16 protein-coding genes are annotated in these 17,115 nt (G+C 68.1%); 2 read left to right on the plus strand and 14 right to left on the minus strand.

From position 1 onward, the window contains the following. Nucleotides 1-65: 65 nt before the first annotated feature. The 7 genes from ACT54L_RS20495 to ACT54L_RS20525 form a co-directional block, all read right to left on the minus strand. Nucleotides 66-896 (minus strand): carbohydrate ABC transporter permease, encoded by an 831-nt coding sequence (locus tag ACT54L_RS20495; protein ID WP_476087490.1) that lies wholly within the window; start codon nucleotides 894-896, stop codon nucleotides 66-68. Continuing rightward, entirely contained in the window at nucleotides 893-1,819 is a 927-nt protein-coding gene (locus ACT54L_RS20500) for a carbohydrate ABC transporter permease (protein WP_476087491.1), read from the minus strand. Before ACT54L_RS20500 ends, ACT54L_RS20495 begins: the two co-directional genes overlap by 4 nt. Before the next feature lie 269 nt (nucleotides 1,820-2,088). Further along, nucleotides 2,089-3,354 carry an ABC transporter substrate-binding protein gene (locus tag ACT54L_RS20505; RefSeq protein ID WP_476087492.1) on the minus strand — a complete coding sequence of 422 codons (1,266 nt, stop codon included), beginning with the start codon at nucleotides 3,352-3,354 and terminating at the stop codon, nucleotides 2,089-2,091. A gap of 54 nt (nucleotides 3,355-3,408) precedes the next feature. After that, nucleotides 3,409-4,470, minus strand: a complete 1,062-nt coding sequence (locus ACT54L_RS20510) for an ABC transporter ATP-binding protein (RefSeq protein ID WP_476087493.1) — start codon at nucleotides 4,468-4,470, stop codon at nucleotides 3,409-3,411. Beyond that, nucleotides 4,467-5,267 carry a DeoR/GlpR family DNA-binding transcription regulator gene (locus tag ACT54L_RS20515; RefSeq protein ID WP_476087494.1) on the minus strand — a complete coding sequence of 267 codons (801 nt, stop codon included), beginning with the start codon at nucleotides 5,265-5,267 and terminating at the stop codon, nucleotides 4,467-4,469. The genes ACT54L_RS20510 and ACT54L_RS20515 overlap by 4 nt, the downstream gene beginning before the upstream one ends. A gap of 157 nt (nucleotides 5,268-5,424) precedes the next feature. After that, complete coding sequence (locus ACT54L_RS20520; RefSeq protein WP_476087495.1) at nucleotides 5,425-6,501, minus strand: tartrate dehydrogenase; 1,077 nt, start codon at nucleotides 6,499-6,501, stop codon at nucleotides 5,425-5,427. Nucleotides 6,502-6,549: 48 nt separating this feature from the next. Beyond that, nucleotides 6,550-7,500 carry a tripartite tricarboxylate transporter substrate-binding protein gene (locus ACT54L_RS20525; RefSeq protein ID WP_476087496.1) on the minus strand — a complete coding sequence of 317 codons (951 nt, stop codon included), beginning with the start codon at nucleotides 7,498-7,500 and terminating at the stop codon, nucleotides 6,550-6,552. Between the two features lie 191 nt (nucleotides 7,501-7,691). Between ACT54L_RS20525 and ACT54L_RS20530 the strand changes: the two genes are divergently transcribed. Further along, nucleotides 7,692-8,450 (plus strand): GntR family transcriptional regulator, encoded by a 759-nt coding sequence (locus tag ACT54L_RS20530; RefSeq protein ID WP_476087497.1) that lies wholly within the window; start codon nucleotides 7,692-7,694, stop codon nucleotides 8,448-8,450. Here ACT54L_RS20530 and ACT54L_RS20535 read toward each other — a convergent pair. Beyond that, nucleotides 8,431-9,351, minus strand: a complete 921-nt coding sequence (locus ACT54L_RS20535; protein WP_476087498.1) for a LysR family transcriptional regulator — start codon at nucleotides 9,349-9,351, stop codon at nucleotides 8,431-8,433. The two genes, ACT54L_RS20530 and ACT54L_RS20535, sit on opposite strands and share 20 nt — an antisense overlap. Before the next feature lie 121 nt (nucleotides 9,352-9,472). Here ACT54L_RS20535 and ACT54L_RS20540 point away from each other — a divergent pair, with 121 nt between their 5' ends. After that, nucleotides 9,473-11,086, plus strand: coding sequence for a GMC family oxidoreductase (locus tag ACT54L_RS20540; RefSeq protein WP_476087499.1), 1,614 nt, complete (start codon nucleotides 9,473-9,475; stop codon nucleotides 11,084-11,086). A gap of 3 nt (nucleotides 11,087-11,089) precedes the next feature. Here ACT54L_RS20540 and ACT54L_RS20545 read toward each other — a convergent pair whose 3' ends face one another. From ACT54L_RS20545 to ACT54L_RS20570, 6 genes are all read right to left on the minus strand, one after another. Beyond that, nucleotides 11,090-12,289 (minus strand): PQQ-dependent sugar dehydrogenase, encoded by a 1,200-nt coding sequence (locus ACT54L_RS20545; RefSeq protein ID WP_476087500.1) that lies wholly within the window; start codon nucleotides 12,287-12,289, stop codon nucleotides 11,090-11,092. Between the two features lie 77 nt (nucleotides 12,290-12,366). Continuing rightward, on the minus strand, nucleotides 12,367-13,134 hold the full coding sequence (locus tag ACT54L_RS20550; protein WP_476087501.1) for an aspartate/glutamate racemase family protein: 768 nt from the start codon (nucleotides 13,132-13,134) through the stop codon (nucleotides 12,367-12,369). Nucleotides 13,135-13,137: 3 nt separating this feature from the next. Then, the gene (locus tag ACT54L_RS20555; protein ID WP_476087502.1) at nucleotides 13,138-14,505 is read right to left on the minus strand and encodes an amidohydrolase family protein; all 1,368 of its coding nucleotides are present in this window, start codon (nucleotides 14,503-14,505) and stop codon (nucleotides 13,138-13,140) included. Between the two features lie 17 nt (nucleotides 14,506-14,522). Continuing rightward, nucleotides 14,523-15,338 (minus strand): amino acid ABC transporter ATP-binding protein, encoded by an 816-nt coding sequence (locus ACT54L_RS20560; protein ID WP_476087503.1) that lies wholly within the window; start codon nucleotides 15,336-15,338, stop codon nucleotides 14,523-14,525. 5 nt (nucleotides 15,339-15,343) lie between these two features. Then, a complete protein-coding gene (locus ACT54L_RS20565) occupies nucleotides 15,344-15,997 on the minus strand; it encodes an amino acid ABC transporter permease (protein WP_476087504.1) in 654 nt (217 codons plus the stop codon). A gap of 64 nt (nucleotides 15,998-16,061) precedes the next feature. Then, nucleotides 16,062-16,937: a transporter substrate-binding domain-containing protein gene (locus ACT54L_RS20570; RefSeq protein ID WP_476087505.1), complete on the minus strand. Its 876-nt coding sequence runs from the start codon at nucleotides 16,935-16,937 to the stop codon at nucleotides 16,062-16,064. Nucleotides 16,938-17,115 lie beyond the last annotated feature (178 nt).

Consider the following 17,115-nt stretch of genomic DNA (forward strand, 5'->3'; position numbering starts at 1 on the left):
TGACCAGAAATCGACGCTTTACTTAGGCGGAGCTGTATTTGGTCGCAGCGATAGGGGCGCGGCCGTCAGCGGATGCCGGCGCGCAGGAAGGCCTGGATGAACTGGCGCTGGAAGATCAGGAAGGCCACCATCAAAGGCGCCACCACCATCAACGTGGCGGCGGAGATGATGGAGATGTTCACCCCGCTCTCCGGCGCGCCGAAAAGCGACAGGCCCACCGTCAGCGGACGGGTGTCCGGCGTGTTGGTCACCACGAGCGGCCACAGGAAGTTGTTCCAGTGGGTGGCCACGGAGACGAGGGCATAGGCAAGGTAGACCGGCTGCGCGGCGGGCACATAGACGCGCCAGAGCACGCCGAGCCAGGAACAGCCCTCCACCCGCGCCGCTTCCTCCAATTCCATCGGCACCGACTTGAAGGCCTGGCGCAGCAGGAAGATGCCGAAGGCGCTCGCCACATAAGGCAGGCCCATGCCGGCGATGGTGTCGATGAGCGCCAGGCGCGAGACCATGGAATAATTCTCCACGATCAGCACCTCCGGCAGGATGAAGAGTTGCAGGAGGACGAGCACGAACAGTGCCTCGCGCCCGGGAAAATGAAAGCGGGCAAAGGCAAAGCCGGCGAGCGTGCACAAGAGGAGCTGGCCGGCAAGCGTGAAGCTCACCAAGGCGAGGGTGTTCAGCGCATAGGTGAACCAGGGCGCGGCGGCCCAGGCGGCGCGGTAATTGTCCAGGGTGAAGGGCGCGTTGCCGGAAAAATCCAGCGCCTGCCCGGCGGGATGAACCGAAGCCCAGGCGGCGAACAGGAGCGGCGCGATCCAGATGAGCGCGAGCAGCAGCGCGCCGGCGGCGTCGAGCGTCGGAACGAGGCGGATGCGGGGGAGAAAGGCGACGCTCATCGATAATGGATCCGCTTGTCGAGCACGGCGAACTGGAACACCGCCACCGCGCCCAGCACCGCCAGCACCATCACGGTGAGCGCGGCCGCGTGGGGCCGGTCGAAATAGGAGAAGGCCATTTCCCAGATCCAGTAGAGCACCAGCTTGGTGGCGTTGTTCGGCCCGCCCTTGGTGAGGATGAACAGGTGATCGATGAGCTTCACCGAATTGATGAGCGCATTGATGAAGATGAAGGCGGTGGTGGGCATGAGGAGCGGCAGCAGCACGCGCCGAAGATAGGTCAGCCGCCCCGCCCCCTCCACGCGCGCCGCCTCCTTCAGGTCCGGCGGGATGGTCTGGAGGGCGGCGAGATAGAAGATCATGAAGAAGCCCGCCTCCTTCCACACGGTCACGACAATCACCGCGCCCAGCGCCGTCTGCGGCTGGCCGAGCCAGTTGACGGGCGGCAGGCCAAAGAGGCCAGTGAGCGTGTCGATGACACCGAGGCCGGGCGTATAGAAGAACAGCCAGAGATTGGCGGCGGCCACCATGGGCAGGATGGTGGGGGTGAAATAGGCGCCGCGCACGAAGCTGCGCAGCGGGATCTTGGCATCGGCCCACAGCGCCATGGCCAGTGCCAGGAAGATGGAGGCGGGGATGGTCACGCCCGCATAGATGAGGGTGTTGCCAAGCACCGTCCAGAAGGTGGGATCGGCGATGAGATCGGCATAATTCTCGATGCCGTTGAACACTGCCGGCCGCCGCGCCGTGCCGCGCGAGAACAGGCTGCCCCAGAAGGTGGCAAGCGTCGGCCACACCGCGAACAGGCTCAGCAGCACCAAAGCCGGCGTCACCAGCATCCAGCCATAGAGGGCCAGAAGCTGCCGCTGGCGGCGCGCGAGCGCGTCGGGTGCGGGAGTGTCTGAAGCGCGGGACAGGGGCATGGGATCATCCGAAAAACCGGGGGAGCGCGAGAGGCCCTCCCCCGGCGGGTTTCGATTGAGGCGGTCAGAGCCCGCTTGAAAACCGCGGGCACCTGCCGGTTCCGTCATGGCCGGGCTCGTCCCGGCCATCCACGGGGATCGGCCTGGACGAGCCGTGCGACGGTCATCCAAGCGGTTGGCCGTAGATGCTCGGGTCAAGCCCGAGCATGACGGTGTCGCTTACGGCCGGGGCGCGGTGTTTCCCAAACCCGCGTCCGCCCGCTTCATGCTCAGTGGCTGTAGGGCTTCAGCAGCTGGGTGGCGGTGGTCTGCGCGGCCTTGAGCGCCTCGGCGGGGCTCTTGGTGCCGGTGAGCGCCGCCTGGATGGCGTTGTTCAGCGCCTCGCGGACACGGGCCGTATCCCAGGTGGAGAATTCGGCGATGGCCACCTTGAGCTGGTCGCGGGCGACCAGCGCCTGCGGGAAGGTTTCGCCATAGGCCTTCAGCTGGGGCGTCTCATAGGCGGCGGGGCTCACCCCCACATAGCCGGTGGCGATGGACCATTCGGCGGCGCGCTCGGGCGCGGTCATGTAGCGGATGAGCTTGAGGGCGGCGGCGCGCTCGGCCTCGGTGGCGCTCTTGAACAGGTAGAAATTGCCACCGCCCGTGGGCGAGCCCGGCTGCTTGTGGGCGGGCAGTTCGGCGACGCCGAAGTCGAACTTGGCCTCGTTCTTCACCGCAGTCAGGTTGCCGGTGGTGTGCCACATCATGGCGGTCTGGCCCTGCACGAAGGCTTGGCGCAGCGTGCCCCATTCCACGAGGCCGGTGGGCGAGATCTTGTGCTCGGTGGAGAGCGACTTCCAGAACTGGAGGGCCTCAATCACGGCCGGATCATCGAAATGAACGGCGGCGCCGTCCTTGCTCATGAGCTCCTTGCCGTTCTGGATCGCGAAGCACTGGAACATCCAATAGGGATAGCCGGTGGAGGGCACCATCAGGCCGTAGCGGCCCTCCTTGGTGAGGGTCTTGCCCATGGCCACCATCTCGTCCCAGGTCTTCGGCGGCTTGTTGGGGTCGAGGCCAGCTTCCTTGAACATGTCCTTGTTGTAGTACATGACGATGGTGGAGCGCTGGAACGGAATGCCCCAGGTCTTGCCCTCGACGCGGCTATTGGCCATCAGCGCGGGGTAGAAGCCATTCAGCCAGGCCTTCTCGTCATCGGTCTTCACCACGTCCTCGAAGGGCACCACGAGGCCCTGCTCCACGAGGTCATAGGCATCGATGGAGAACAGAACCGAGAGCTGGGCCGGCTTGCCGCTCTTGATGGCGGCGAGCGCGCGGACGCGGGTGTCGTCATAATTGCCGGCATAGACGGCGGTGACGGCGACGTCGGGATTGTCCTTCTGGAAGCCCTCGATCATGCCGTCGATCACCTTGGTGAGCGGGCCGCCGACGGCGATCGGGTAATACATGGTCAATTCGGTCTTGGCGAAAGCCGAGACGGTGGCGGCAAGAAGGCCGGCCGCAGTGGCGGCGGCGGTGAGGAAGCGTCTCATGTTCGTGTCCTTCGGGGGGTTGGAGGAACGCGTACAGGGGGTGAAGGGAAAGGCTCAGGCCGGCAGGGCCGGCGGGGATGGGACCCGGCGGCCGCTCTCGCCGTCGAAGAGGTGGACAGCGCCCGGGTCCCAGGCCAGCGAGACCTCGGTGCCGTGAGCCGGCTCCAGCCGGCCGGGCGCGCGGGCCACCATGTCCTCGCCACTGGCAAGGGTGAGGTAGAGGAAGGTCTCCGCGCCCAGGAACTCGGCGGCGGAGACCCGGGCCGCCAGCGGCCCTTCGCCGGGGCGGCCGACCCGCAGGTCCTCCGCCCGCACACCGGCCATCCAGGCCGGATCTGCCGGCACGCCCGGCAACAGGCGGGCGGCCGGAATGAGCGCCATGGGCGGTGAGCCGACGAAACCGGCGGCAAACGCCGTGGCGGGGGTCATATACAGCTCGGCCGGCGTGCCCTGCTGTTCGATGCGCCCGTTGCGCATCAAGATCACCTGGTCGGCCATGCCCATGGCCTCGGTCTGGTCGTGGGTGACATAGATCACGGTCATGCCGAGGCGCCGCTGCAGGGCGCGGATGTCCTGGCGGACCGCATGGCGGAGCTTGGCGTCCAGGTTGGAGAGCGGCTCGTCCATCAGGCACAGCGGATGATCGGCCACGATGGCGCGCGCCAGCGCCACGCGCTGCCGCTGGCCGCCGGACAAGGCGGCGGGGCGGCGATCCTCCAGGCCCTCAAGCCCCGTCAGATGAAGCGCCTCCTTTAGCTTGCGGTCCCGCTCCGCCCGCGCCACCCGCCGCACCTTGAGGCCGAAGATGATGTTCTCGGCGACGGTGAGATGGGGAAAGAGGGCATAGGACTGGAACACCACCGATAGCCCGCGCGCGGCCGGCGGCAGGGCGGTCACGTCGCGCCCGCCGATCTCGACGCGGCCGCGATCGGGCGTCTCAAGGCCCGCGATGAGGCGCAAGGTGGTGGACTTGCCGCAGCCGGAGGGGCCGAGCAGCACGGTGAAGCTGCCGCGCGGCACGGCCAGGGAAAGATCCTCCACCCCGCCGCCGCCGGGAAAGGTGCGGGTGACATGGTCGAGGCGGACGAAATCGGCGGGCGGGGCGAGCGAGCTCATGACGTGCTCCCCGCGCCCTCTGCACCCATCTGCGCGATGCGCAGGCGCGCGCGGATGCCCTCCTCCGCGAACAGGGCTGTGAAGGCAGGCGGCGGCGGGGCATCCAGCACCAGCAGGTCCGCCTCTTCCAGCCGTCCGCCGCGCGCGGGGGCGGGGCGGCCGAGCTTGCTGACATCAGCCACCAGGATGGAGCGCCGGCAACTCTCGCGCATGGCTTGCCGCGCCAGCACCTCGGCCCGGTCGAAATCGACGAGCGTGCCGTCCGGCTCGATGCCGGCGACGCCGAAAATACCGAAATCCACCCGGTAGTCGCGATACATGGCCTCCACCTGCGGCCCGAGGAAATCCCGGTCCGGCAGGCGCACGGCCCCACCCGGCAGCACGATGCGGTTGGAGGGCTGCCCGCTCAGCGCCATGGCGACGTTGAGGTTGTTGGTGATGACGGTCAGGTCCTCATGGCCGCGCATAGCCAGGGCGACGAATTCCGGCGTGGTGCCGATGCCGAAGGAGACCGAGGCGCCATTGGGAATGAGCCCGGCCACATGGGCGCCGATGGCTTCCTTGGCGGCGGGATGGATGATGCGACGGGATTCGTAGGGCAGGTTGACCCGTGGCGCCTCCAGATATTCCGCCCCGCCGCGCCGGCGGCGCAGCAGATTGGCATCGCACAGGAGATTGATGTCCCGGCGGATGGTCTGGGGCGTGACACCGAAGAGGGCGGCCAGCTCCTCGATATTGAGGAAGCCGCCGCGCTTGGCCCGGTCCACGATGTCATGCTGCCGGGGCGTTATGTTCATACCAATCCATCGCCACGTTCATTTGAACATGGCGCGCACCCTATGGATGGTCATTGAAGGGGAGACGTCAGTTGGATGACATTCAAATGAATGTCGCCGGCGCATAAAAGCCCCGCGACCCGCCCGGAGGCGGATCGCGAGGCCCCCCGCTGCGGTGTCAGGCGTTGGCGCCTGCGATGGCGTCGATGACGGCGGCGGTCACATCCGCGGTGCGGGCGGTGCCGCCGAGATCGGGCGTGTGGAAGCGCGCATCGCCGGTGACGCGCTCGATGGCCGCCATCAGCCGCGTGGCCGCTTCCCCCTCTCCCAGATGCTCCAGCATCATCACCGCCGACCAGAAGGTGCCCACCGGATTGGCGATGCCCTTGCCGGTGATGTCGAAGGCGGAGCCGTGAATGGGCTCGAACATGGAGGGGAAGGCGCGCTCGGGGTTCAAGTTGGCGGTCGGCGCGATGCCCAGCGAGCCGGCCAGCGCGGCGGCAAGATCGGAAAGAATGTCGGCGTGCAGATTGGTGGCGACGATGGTGTCGAGGCTTTCCGGCTTCATCACCATGCGCACGGTCATGGCATCCACCAGCATCTTGTCCCAGGTGACATCCGGAAATTCGCCGGCCACCTGGTTGGCGATCTCGTCCCACATGACCATGGCGTGGCGCTGGGCGTTGGACTTGGTCACCACGGTGAGCAGCTTGCGGGGCCGGGACTGGGCGAGGCGGAAGGCAAAGCGCAGGATGCGCTCCACCCCCGCGCGGGTGAACATGGAGACATCGGTGGCCGCCTCCAGCGGCGAGCCCTGGTGGACGCGCCCGCCGACGCCGGCATATTCGCCTTCCGAATTCTCCCGCACGATCACCCAGTCGAGCGTCCCCGCCTGAACGCCCCGCAGTGGCGAGGTGATGCCGGGCAGGATGCGGGTGGGGCGGACGTTGGCATACTGGTCGAAGGGCTGGCAGATGGCGAGGCGCAGGCCCCACAAGGTGATGTGGTCGGGAATGTCCGGATGGCCGGCGGAGCCGAAGAGGATGGCGTCATGGGCGCGGATCTGGTCGCGGCCATTCTCCGGCATCATGCGGCCGTGGCGCTTGTAATAGTCCCCGCCCCAGTCGAACTCATCCACCGCGAAGGAGAAGGTGCCCGCCCGCGCCGCCAAGGCGTGGAGCACCTCCACGCCGGCCGAGATCACCTCGCCGCCAATGCCGTCGCCGGGAATGGCAGCAATCTTATAGGTCTTCATCAGGGTCTCCGAAACGATCCGGGTCTCAGGTTTCAAGGGGTGTGAAGCTCAATTGGGGGCGACGGCCGCCAGCAGCTTGCCGAGCCGTTCGATCTCCGCACGGAACTGCCGGTCGAGGGCGGCCGGGGTGGCGAGGTCGTCCGGCACGGGAACGGTGCCGAGCGAGGCCATGCGGTCGATGACGGTGGGGTCCTTCAGCGCCGTCTTCAGCGCCTCCGACAGCTTCAGCCGGATCGCCTCCAGCGTCCCCTTTGGCGCCCAGAGCGCATGCCAGGCGGTGATTTCAAAGCCCTTGAGGCCGCTCTGGTCGAGGGTCGGCACGTTGGGAAGCGCGGCAATGGGCGCGCGGGTGGTGACACCGAAGGCCTTGATGTCGCCGGCCTTGATCTGGTTCACGGTGTTGGTGGTCTGGTCGCACATGAGGTCGATGCGCTTGCCCACCAGGTCCAGCATGGCCGGGCCCGAGCCCTTATAGGGCACGTCCACGAACTTGGCGCCCGTCTCCTTGGCCAGCACCAGCGCGCACAGATGGGAGACCGAGCCCACCCCCGCCGTGCCGATGGTGAGCGAGGTGTCCTTCTCCTTCAGCAGCGCCAGCAGCTCCGGCATGGTGTTGGCTTTCAGGTCGGAGCGCCCCACCAGCACCATGGGCACCTCGGTGACGAGGCCGACGGGGGAGAATTCCTCCGGCTTGTAGGGCAGCTTGGGATAGAGCGGGGCGAAGGTGGCCACCCCGATATGGTAGAGCAGCAGCGTGTAGCCATCGGGCGCGGCCTTCGCCACGTCGCCCGCGCCCAGCGAGCCGCCGGCGCCACCCTTGTTCTCGATCACGATCTGCTGGCCCAGCGTGGGCGTCATGGCCTGGGCGACAAGGCGGGCGACCGTGTCGCTCGGCCCACCCGCGGCGGCGGGCACGACGATGGTGATGGGCCGCTCCGGATAGCGGGACTGCGCGTGCCCCTCTGTCGCGAAAAGACCAAAGGCAGCAGCCGCCGCCATCGCAAGAAGCCTTGAATGCACCCGCCCCTCCCATGAATTTTTTGTTGCATGCAAGTTTGCATCGATGCTGTGAGGTGTCAAGGATGGAACCCGAGGGCGCCAAGGGTGCACGGGGGAGACCGTCACCGAGCGCTTTCGCTTGGGCGGGGGGCGCTCTAGAAGAAGGACAGGCGCGGCGAAGCGGAACGGCCATGGCGGACGCGGAGGCAGAGGTGGACGGCAGGGACGGCGCGCGCATGGGCGCCGACGCCCCGCCCTTGCGCCTGCGCGCGCCCGCAGCGGTGCAAAAGCCAAATCTGGCCGACCAGGCCTATGAGGCCATCAAGCGCGCGGTCCTGGAAAACATCTATCCGCCCGGCTACCAGGCCGGCGAGGTGGAAATCGCCCGCCAGCTGGAGATGAGCCGCACCCCCGTCCACGAGGCCATGGCGCGCCTCCAGGAGGAGGGCCTGGTCCGCATCCTGCCCAAGCGGGGCATCCTGGTGCTGGGCCTTTCGCCGGACGACATCGCGGACATTTACGACGTCATCATCGCCCTCGAAGGCGCCGCTGCGGAGCGCCTTGCCCGCCTGCCCGAGGTGGAGCGGATGGCCAGCGCCACGCTTCTGGAGTGCCATACGGCCGCGATGGACGCCGCACTTGCCTCCGCCGACCGGCCGGCCTGGGCGCAGGCCGACAAGGCCTTCCACGATGCACTGGCGCAGGCGAGCGGCAACGAGCGGCTCGGCCGCATGGTGGGCACGGTGACCGACCAGCTCCACCGGGCCCGCCTGTTCACCCTCCATCTGCGGCCGCTGCCCACCCGCTCGGCGCAGGCCCATGGCGCGATCACGCAGGCCATCCGGGCCGGCGATCCCGAGGCGGCGGCGGACGCGGCGCGCACCCACCGCCGGCACGCGCGTGACGAACTGGTGCCGCTGCTCCGCCAGCTCAGGCTGAACAATCTGTAGGACCGGGCCGCCGGCCGGCGAAAAGCGCGCGATCCTCCCGCACGGCGGCCTGAAGGGCATCGACCACCGCCCGCACGCGGTTCAGCCGCCGCAGATCATCATGCACCGAGATCCAATAGCTGCGGGTGAAGGTGAGCTCCTTCGGCAACAGGGGGATCAGCGCCCCATGGGCGGCGGCGAGGAAATGGGGCAGCACGCCCACCGCGGCGCCGCTCAACACCGCATTCACCTGCGCCATCACGCTGGTGGAGCGCACGGCGGGCGTGACCTCCACGTGATCCGCGAGCAATGAGAAGTCGAGCGCAGTGGTGAAGAGCAGATCGGGGATATAGCCCGCCAGCACATGGGCCTTCAGATCGTGCACCGAAACCGGCGCTGGGCGTACGGCGAGATAGGCCCGCGTGCCATAGAGCCCCAGCCCATAATCGGTGAACTTGCGCACACTCAATTGTCCCGCCCGGGGGCGGTCGAGGGTCAGGGCGATGTCCACCTCGCGGCTTGCCAGCGAATAGGCGCGCGGCAGGGCCACCAACTCGGTCTGGAGGCGCGGATTGGCGGCGGTGAGGGTGGCGAGGCGCGCGGCGAGATAGCCCACCCCCAGCCCCTCCGGCGCGCCGATGCGCACCCGACCGGCCACCTGCATCTCGTCCTCGCCGAGGCCGGAAATCTTGCGCAGGACCACCGCCTCCATCTCCTCGGCGGCCTGGGCGAGGCGCTGGCCCTGCTCGGTGATGACGGTGCGCCGGCCGGCACGGGCCACCAGCGGCGCCCCCACCTCCTGTTCCAGCCGCGCCACCCGCCGACCCACCGTGGTGTCGTCCATGCCCAGCGCACGCCCGGCGCCGGACATGCGGCCGGTGCGCGCCAGATGGAGGAAGATGCGCAGGTCGTCCCAATCCATGAGGCTCATTCCTGCAAATTTGCAGATCGGTGCGGAGATTATCGTTCTTGAATGCAGAACTCCAGGCTGGCACCTCACCCTCAAGCGCAACCGGGGCAACGGCGCGCGGGAGGAATGCGGCATGCAGGCAGATGGGGATTTCGACTATATCGTGGTGGGCGCCGGCACCGCCGGCTGCATCATGGCCAACCGCCTCTCCGCCGATGGCCGCCACCGCGTGCTGCTGCTGGAAGCCGGCGGCGACGACAATTGGATCTGGTTCCACATCCCGGTGGGCTATCTCTTCGCCATCGGCAATCCCCGCGCCGACTGGATGTTTCGGACCGTGGCAGAACCGGGGCTGAACGGCCGCTCGCTGGCCTATCCGCGCGGCAAGGTGATCGGCGGCTGCTCGGCCATCAATGCCATGATCTCCATGCGCGGCCAGGCGGCCGATTATGACCATTGGCGTCAGCTGGGCCTGCCCGGCTGGGGCTGGGACGAGGCGCTTGCCGCCTTCAAGAACCTGGAGGATCATTTTCTCGGCGCGAGCGACATCCACGGCGCGGGCGGCGGCTGGCGCATCGAGGCGCCGCGCATCAGCTGGGCGGTGCTGGATGCGGTGGCGCGGGCGGCGGGCGAACTGGGCATCCGCTCCGTGCCGGACTTCAACACCGGCGACAATGAGGGCGTGGGCTATTTCCACGTCAACCAGAAGCGCGGCCGGCGCTGGTCCTCGGCGCGCGGCTTCCTCAAGCCCGCTTTATCCCGCCCGAACCTGCGGCTTGAGACCGGAGTGACGGTGAACCGCCTCATCCTCGAAAATGGCCGCGCGGTGGGCGTGCGCTACCGGGCCAATGGCGCGGTGATGGAGGCGCGGACCAAGGGCGAGGTGATCCTGTGCGCGGGCGCCATCGGTTCGCCCCAAGTGCTCCAGCGCTCGGGCATCGGCCCGGGCGAATGGCTGGCCCCGCTGGGCATCGAGGTGAAGGCGGACCGGCCGGGGGTGGGGCGCAATCTGCAGGATCATCTCCAGCAGCGCGCCATCTACAAGGTCCAGGGCATCCGCACCCTCAACGAGACCTATTATTCCCTGCCCCGGCGCGCCCTCATGGGGCTGGACTATGCCCTGCGCCGGCGTGGGCCCTTGACCATGGCGCCGTCGCAACTGGGCATCTTCACCCGCTCCGACCCGCACCAGGAGCGGGCGAACATCCAGTTCCACGTGCAGCCGCTGTCGCTGGACAAGTTCGGCGAGCCGCTGCACCGCTTCCCCGCCATCACGGTGGCCGCTTGCAACCTGCGGCCCACCTCGCGCGGGACGGTGCGCATCCCCTCGGCGGAGATGGACGCGGCGCCGGTGATCGCCCCCAATTATCTCTCCACCGACGAGGACCGGCAGGTGGCGGCCGACGCCATCCGCGTCACCCGCCGCCTCATGCGCCAGAGCGCGCTCACACCCTACGCGCCCGAGGAATACCTGCCCGGCCCCGCCGTGGGCGACGACGATGCATCGCTCGCCAAGGCTGCCGGCGATATCGGCACCACCATCTTCCATCCCGTGGGCACGGCGAAGATGGGCCTCGCCTCCGATCCGATGGCGGTGGTGGATGCGCGGCTGAAGGTGTTCGGCGTGGAGGGGCTGCGGGTGGTGGATGCTTCCATCATGCCCACCATCACCTCGGGCAACACCAACACCCCCACGGCCATGATCGCGGAACGGGGCGCGCAGCTGATCCTGGAGGATGCCCGCTGAGGCCTATTTCTCCGGCGTCAGCCGGACCAAAGCGCCGTCCGTGGCGTCGGTCAGCACATAGACCGCCCCGTCCCGGCCCACCGCCACGTCGCGGATGCGCCAGCGGCCTTGCAGGTAGCGGGCCTCGCCCGTCACCTTCTGCCCATCGAGGGTGAGGCGCACCAGCGCCTTGCCGGCCAGCGCCCCGATGAGGATGCTGCCGCGCCATGCAGGGAACATGTCGCCCTCATAGAAGGCCATGCCGCTCGGGGCGATCACCGGGTCCCAGTAATAAAGCGGCTGCTCCATGCCGGCCTTGGCGGTGAGACCCTCGCCGATGGGCTGGCCGCTATAATCCTCGCCATAGGTGATAACCGGCCAGCCATAATTGCGGCCCGCTTCGGGACGGTTCAGCTCGTCGCCGCCGCGCGGGCCATGCTCCACCGTCCAGAGCGCGCCGTCCGGGCCGAGGGCGGCGGACTGGAGGTTGCGGTGGCCGTAGGACCAGATTTCCGGCCGGCCATTGGACAGCTTCGGATTGCCCGGCGCCGGTCCGCCATCGGGATTGATGCGCAACACCTTGCCGAGATCCGTGGTGACATCCTGCGCCAGCTGGCGCGGCTGCGGCAGCGAGCGTTCGCCCGTGGTGACGAAGAGCGCGCCCTCCCGGTCGAACACCAGCCGCGAGCCGAAATGCAGGGTGGAACGCCAGGCGGGCTGCTGCTGGAAGATGACTTTCACGTCGGACAGGGCCGTGCCATCCGCTGAAAGCGTGCCGGTGGCCACCGCCGTGGCATTGGCGCCCTCCCCGCGGGGCTCGGCGAAGCTCCACCACACCCGCCGGGTGCGGTCGAAATCAGCGCGCACCGCCACGTCCAGCAGCCCGCCTTGGCCGCGCGCATCCACCGCCGGCAGGCCGGAAATGGGCGGGGAGACCGCGCCATCCGCTCGGATGAGGCGCAGGCGGCCGACGCGCTCCGTGACGAGCCAGGACCCGTCCGGAAGCTCAGCCATGCCCCAGGGATGGTCGAGCCCTTGCGCCACCACGGCGGTGCGAAGCTGGACGGGGTCGGCCATCACCGGCGCGCGGGTCTGGCCGGGAAAGGCGGGCGTCTGGCTGGGGGCGTTGGGCGGGGCGGCGTTGAAATCCTGCGCCAGCGCCGGGCCGCAGAAAAGGCCAGCCGCAAGGAGAATGCCGGCTGCCTGTGGTGTCTTTCGGCCCATGTGCCTCTCCCGGATCGCGCGGAACCATCCTGCACCAACGCCGGAGCGGGTGCAGGCGTTTCCTCGCCGCGCCGGGATCAGGAGGCAACGCCCTCCGCCACCGGCCGATGCTCGATCCAGGCGGCAAGGGCGGGCGGCACGCCGCGCGCGGGCTTGGCGCCGGGGCGGGCGAAGCGGCCGGCGGAGGCCGGACGCGGATTGAGCCGGGCGAGCAAGGTGGCCTGCCCCACGGCCGCGTCGAGCGGGTCCACCAGCGGCACGGGCACCCGGTCGGCGACCCGCGAGGCCAGGCCCGTGAGCGGAGCACCGGCGAGGATCACCGCATCCGCCTTGTTCTCGTGCACCGCCCGGCAGGCGAGCGCCACCAGTTCGTCCTCCAACTCGTGCTGCACATTGTCCACCGAGCGGAACGGCACGTCGGGCACCAAGATGCCGGCGCAGCGGGCCTCCAGGCGCGAGAGGGCGACGGAATCCTCGTACCAGGCGGTCAGCGCGTGGGAGAAGGTGACGATGGCAAAGCGCGGCCCCAGCATGCAGGCGGTGAGCATGGCCGCTTCCGCCATGGCGGTGATGGGCAGATCGAACAATTCCCGCGCCGGGATGAGGCCGGGATCGCCATAGGCGCCGATGACGATGGCGTCCATGCCCGTCTTGTGGCGGGCGATGAGGTCGAGCGTGGTGGTGCCGGCCACCTGCGCCTCGCCCCGGCTGGCGATATAGGGCACGCCCTCCTCCGCCGTGAGCGGGATCAGCTCCACGTCGGGCGCGAGCGCGCGGCGGGCGCTCGCGGCCATCTTCTCGGTCATGCCGACGGAGGTGTTGGGATTGATGAGAAGGATGCGCATGGGTCAGCCCGCCCGTGCCCGCTGCCACAGATCTTCGATGGCGATGGCGGCCTCGCGCCGGATGGCGTCCGCATCCACCCGCGTGGGTCGACCGTCCTCCACCACCACCTCGCCATCCACCGCCACCAGTTCCACATCCCGCCCCTGCGCCACATGGACGAGATTGCCGAGCGCATTGGTGCGCGGCGTCAGGTGGGGCCGGCGGAAGTCGAAGGCGACGAAATCCGCCTTCTTGCCCAGTTCGATGGAGCCGATCTCCTCCTCCAGGCCCATGGCGCGGGCCCCCGCCATGGTGGCCATCTCGAACACGGTGGCGGGCTGCCAATCCTCGGTCACGGAGCCGATCTGGATGCGGCCCACGGCCAGCGCCCAGCGCATCACTTCCACCATGTCGGCGTGCATGTTGTCGGTGCCCAGCGTGAGCTTGGCGCCAGCGGCCCGCAGCTTGTGGGTGGGGGCGATGGTGGCGCCCGTCGCATTGCCCTTGGCGATATGGGCTACATGGATGCCGGCACGCCCGATGCGGGCAATGTCGCTCTCGCTCACATGGATGCAATGGGCGGCGGTGAGGCGGTCGTTCAGGAGGCCCACCTCCTCCAGCAATTCCGGAGGGCTGATGCCGTCGCGCTCGCGAATGCGCGCCACCTCCACCTTGCTCTGGGACAGGTGCGTGGTGACGCGCAGGCCCTTTTCGCGCGCGGCTTCGCCGATGCGCCGCAGGAAGGGGGTCGAGCAGGTGTCGGGAGCGTGCGCCGCCAGTTGCACGCCGATGCGGCCGAAGCTCTTGCCCTCGTAGCGGTCGGCGAGATCCAGCGCGGCCTGCAAGGTGCGGTCGCCGATGGCGTCCACATGCTCCCAGCGGCCCACCGAGACGCCCGAGAAATCCACGTCATGGATGCGCCCGCACGACCAGACCCGCAGGCCGATATCGGCCATGGCGGGGGTCACCACATGGGCGTGCACGAAGGTGTCGTTGATGAGGGTGGAGCCGAACAGCAGCGCCTCCAGCGCCCCGAGGCGGGCGATGGCATAGGCCTCTTCCTCGCTCACCATGTGGCCCTGAGGGATGCCCGGCGTATAGGCCGGCGCGAAGCCCAGATCCTCGGCCACGCCCCGCACCATGGAGAGATTGGCGTGGGTGTGCACGTTCACGAGGCCGGGCGTGATCACCCGCCCCGGCAGGTCCAGGGTGCGCCGAGCCGCCGGCGGCGGCGCGCCGGGATTGGCCTCCTCCACCAGAGCGAAGCGGCCATTGGTGATGCCGATGACGGCATTTTCGATGGCGTGGCCCGCCGGAGCGCCGGTGAGAACGGTGGCGCCGGTGACGACCAGGTCGTAGAGCGGCTCGGAGCTAGAGAGCATTTCGGACATGGGGACCCCGATGCGGATTAGCGGTTCAGCACATGGGCGAGGAAGCGCTGGGTCTTTTCCTCGCGCGGCGCGGTGAAGACCGCCTCCGGCGTGCCCTCCTCCACGATATGGCCATCGGCCATGAAGATGAGGCGATCTGCGACGCGGCGGGCGAAGCCCATTTCGTGGGTGACCACCACCATGGTCATGCCCTCCTTGGCGAGGGTCCCCATCACGTCCAGCACCTCATGCACCAGTTCGGGATCGAGGGCCGAGGTGGGCTCGTCGAACAGGATGAGGCGCGGCTCCATGGCCAGCGCGCGAGCAATGGCCACGCGCTGCTGCTGGCCGCCGGAGAGTTGAGACGGGCGCTTGTGGAGATGGTCGGAGAGGCTCACGCGCGCCAGTTGCTCGGCGGCGCGGGCCCTGGCGACGGTGGCGGACACGCCCAGCACCTTGCGCGGGCCGATGGCCACGTTCTCCAGCGCGGTGAGATGGGGAAACAGGTTGAAGCGCTGGAACACGAAGCCGAAGCGGCTGCGCTGAAGCGCCAGGCGGGCCTCCGGCAAAGGCTGCCAGCGGGCCGCCTCGCCCACATAGGCCCCGCCAATGGGCTCGCCCTGAAGCTCGATCTGCCCGGCGCTGGGCGTCTCCAGATAGTTCAGGCAGCGCAGAACCGTGGTCTTGCCCGAGCCGGAGGGGCCGATGAGCACCAGGGTCTGGCCGGCCATCACGTCGAACGAGATGCCCTTCAGGATCTCCCGCTCGCCGAAGGTCTTACGCAGGCCGCGCACGGACAGAAGCGGCTTTTCCTGAACAGTGATCGTGGGGGCGATGTCTTGAATGTCGATCATGACCCTCACCAGGCCGGCAAGCGCCGCTCGATCACCCGCGAAATGTAGGAGAGCACGGAGATGATGGCGTAATAATAGATGGCAAGCAGCGCGAAGATTTCGAGCGGCGCGAAATGGGAGGCGATGATGGCCTGCCCCGAGCGGGTCAGCTCATAGACCGAGATGACGGAGAGCAGCGACGTATTCTTCAACAGCGTGATCACGTCATTGGTGAGCGCCGGCACCATGGGGCGGATGGACTGGGGCAGGAGGATGTAGAGCAGGATCTTGTCCTGCGTCATGCCGATGGATTTGGCCGCCTCGGTCTGGCCCTTCTCCACCGCGCCCACCGTGCCGCGCACGATCTCCGAGACATAGGCCGCGCAATTGAAGGACAAGGCGATGACGCCGGCCCAGAATTCGCCGAGCCGAAGCCCCATGAGCGGCAGGCCGAAGAAGAAGATGAAGATCTGGATCAGCAATGGCGTGCCGCGGATGAAGTCCACATAGGCCCGCACAAGCCAGCGCGCCCAGGTCCAGCCGCCGAGCGCGATGAGGCCGAGCGCGATGCCGCCGGCAAGGCCGAAGATCGCGGCGAGCGAAGCGATCTTCAACGTCATCACCGTGCCCACGGCGAGCAGGGGAATGGCCATCTCGACGACGGCCCAGTCAATGGTCATAGGCATCTATCCGCATCACAGGGGCGGCGGGGACGGGCGCGGTGCCCGTCCCGATCAGCACGGGTCAGGAGAAATCGGGGATCTTGTCCGAGAGCTTCATCTGCGTCCCGAACCACTTTTCCTGGAGCTTGTAGATGTCGCCATTGGCCTTGAGCGCGGTGATGCGCTCGTTCAGGAAATCGATGAGCTGGGTGTCTTCCTTGCGGGTGCCGATGCCCGCCCAGTTGCGCGGGCCGATGTCGCGCACGATGGTGTACTTGCCGGGGGCGTCCTTCACCACCTGGGTGAGGGTGGCCAGCGAATTGATGACCCCGTCCACGGAACCCTGCGCCAGCGCCAGATAGGCGGCGGGGTGGTCGTCATAGGTCTTCACTTCGGAGAAGCCCTTGCCGGTGTCGGCCTTCAGCTTCTCTTCCAGCTTGGTCTTCATGGTGTCGCCGGCCGAACCCAGCTTCACGCCCAGGATCTTGCCGGCCATGCCGTCGAGATTCTTGATGGTGCCCGCATCCGAGGCGCGGATGAGCATTTCCTGCGTCGCCTCGGCATAGGGGATGGAATAGCCGACCTTGGCCACGCGCTCCTTGGTGTAGGTCAGCGAGGTCATGATGACATCGAAATTGCCCGCATAGAGGGCGGGGATGACGCCGGCCCAAGCGGTGTCGATGAACTCCACCTTCACGCCCAGCGGCGCGAAGATCTCCTTGGCCAGGTCCACGTCGTAACCGACGATCTCGCCCTTGTCGCGGAAGGTGAAGGGCCGGTAGGCGGCCTCGACGCCCACGCGGACAACACCCGCCTTCTTGATGTCCTCAAGGGTCAGCGGCCCGGCTTTGGCGGGGCTCGGCGCGGCGTGCAACAGCGTGGCGGCCGCGAGCAGCAGGCCCGACATCTGGAAGAGGCGGCGGCGGGAGACGGCGGTCCCGGAACGGGGGAAGAACATGCGGCTCTCACTTTCCTGAAGACCCCGGAGGGCGGCTAAACACCTGATTAGATTGCATTCCATCCGATTTAATTTAATATATACAGCGCATTAGCCATCAATGACCAGATCCGACCTGCCGATTGATTAGGCATATAAGCGCCCAAGGGCGCGCCATGCGCCGCCGGACGCGCCGGTG

The organism is Aquabacter sp. DMC10, assembly GCF_056314145.1.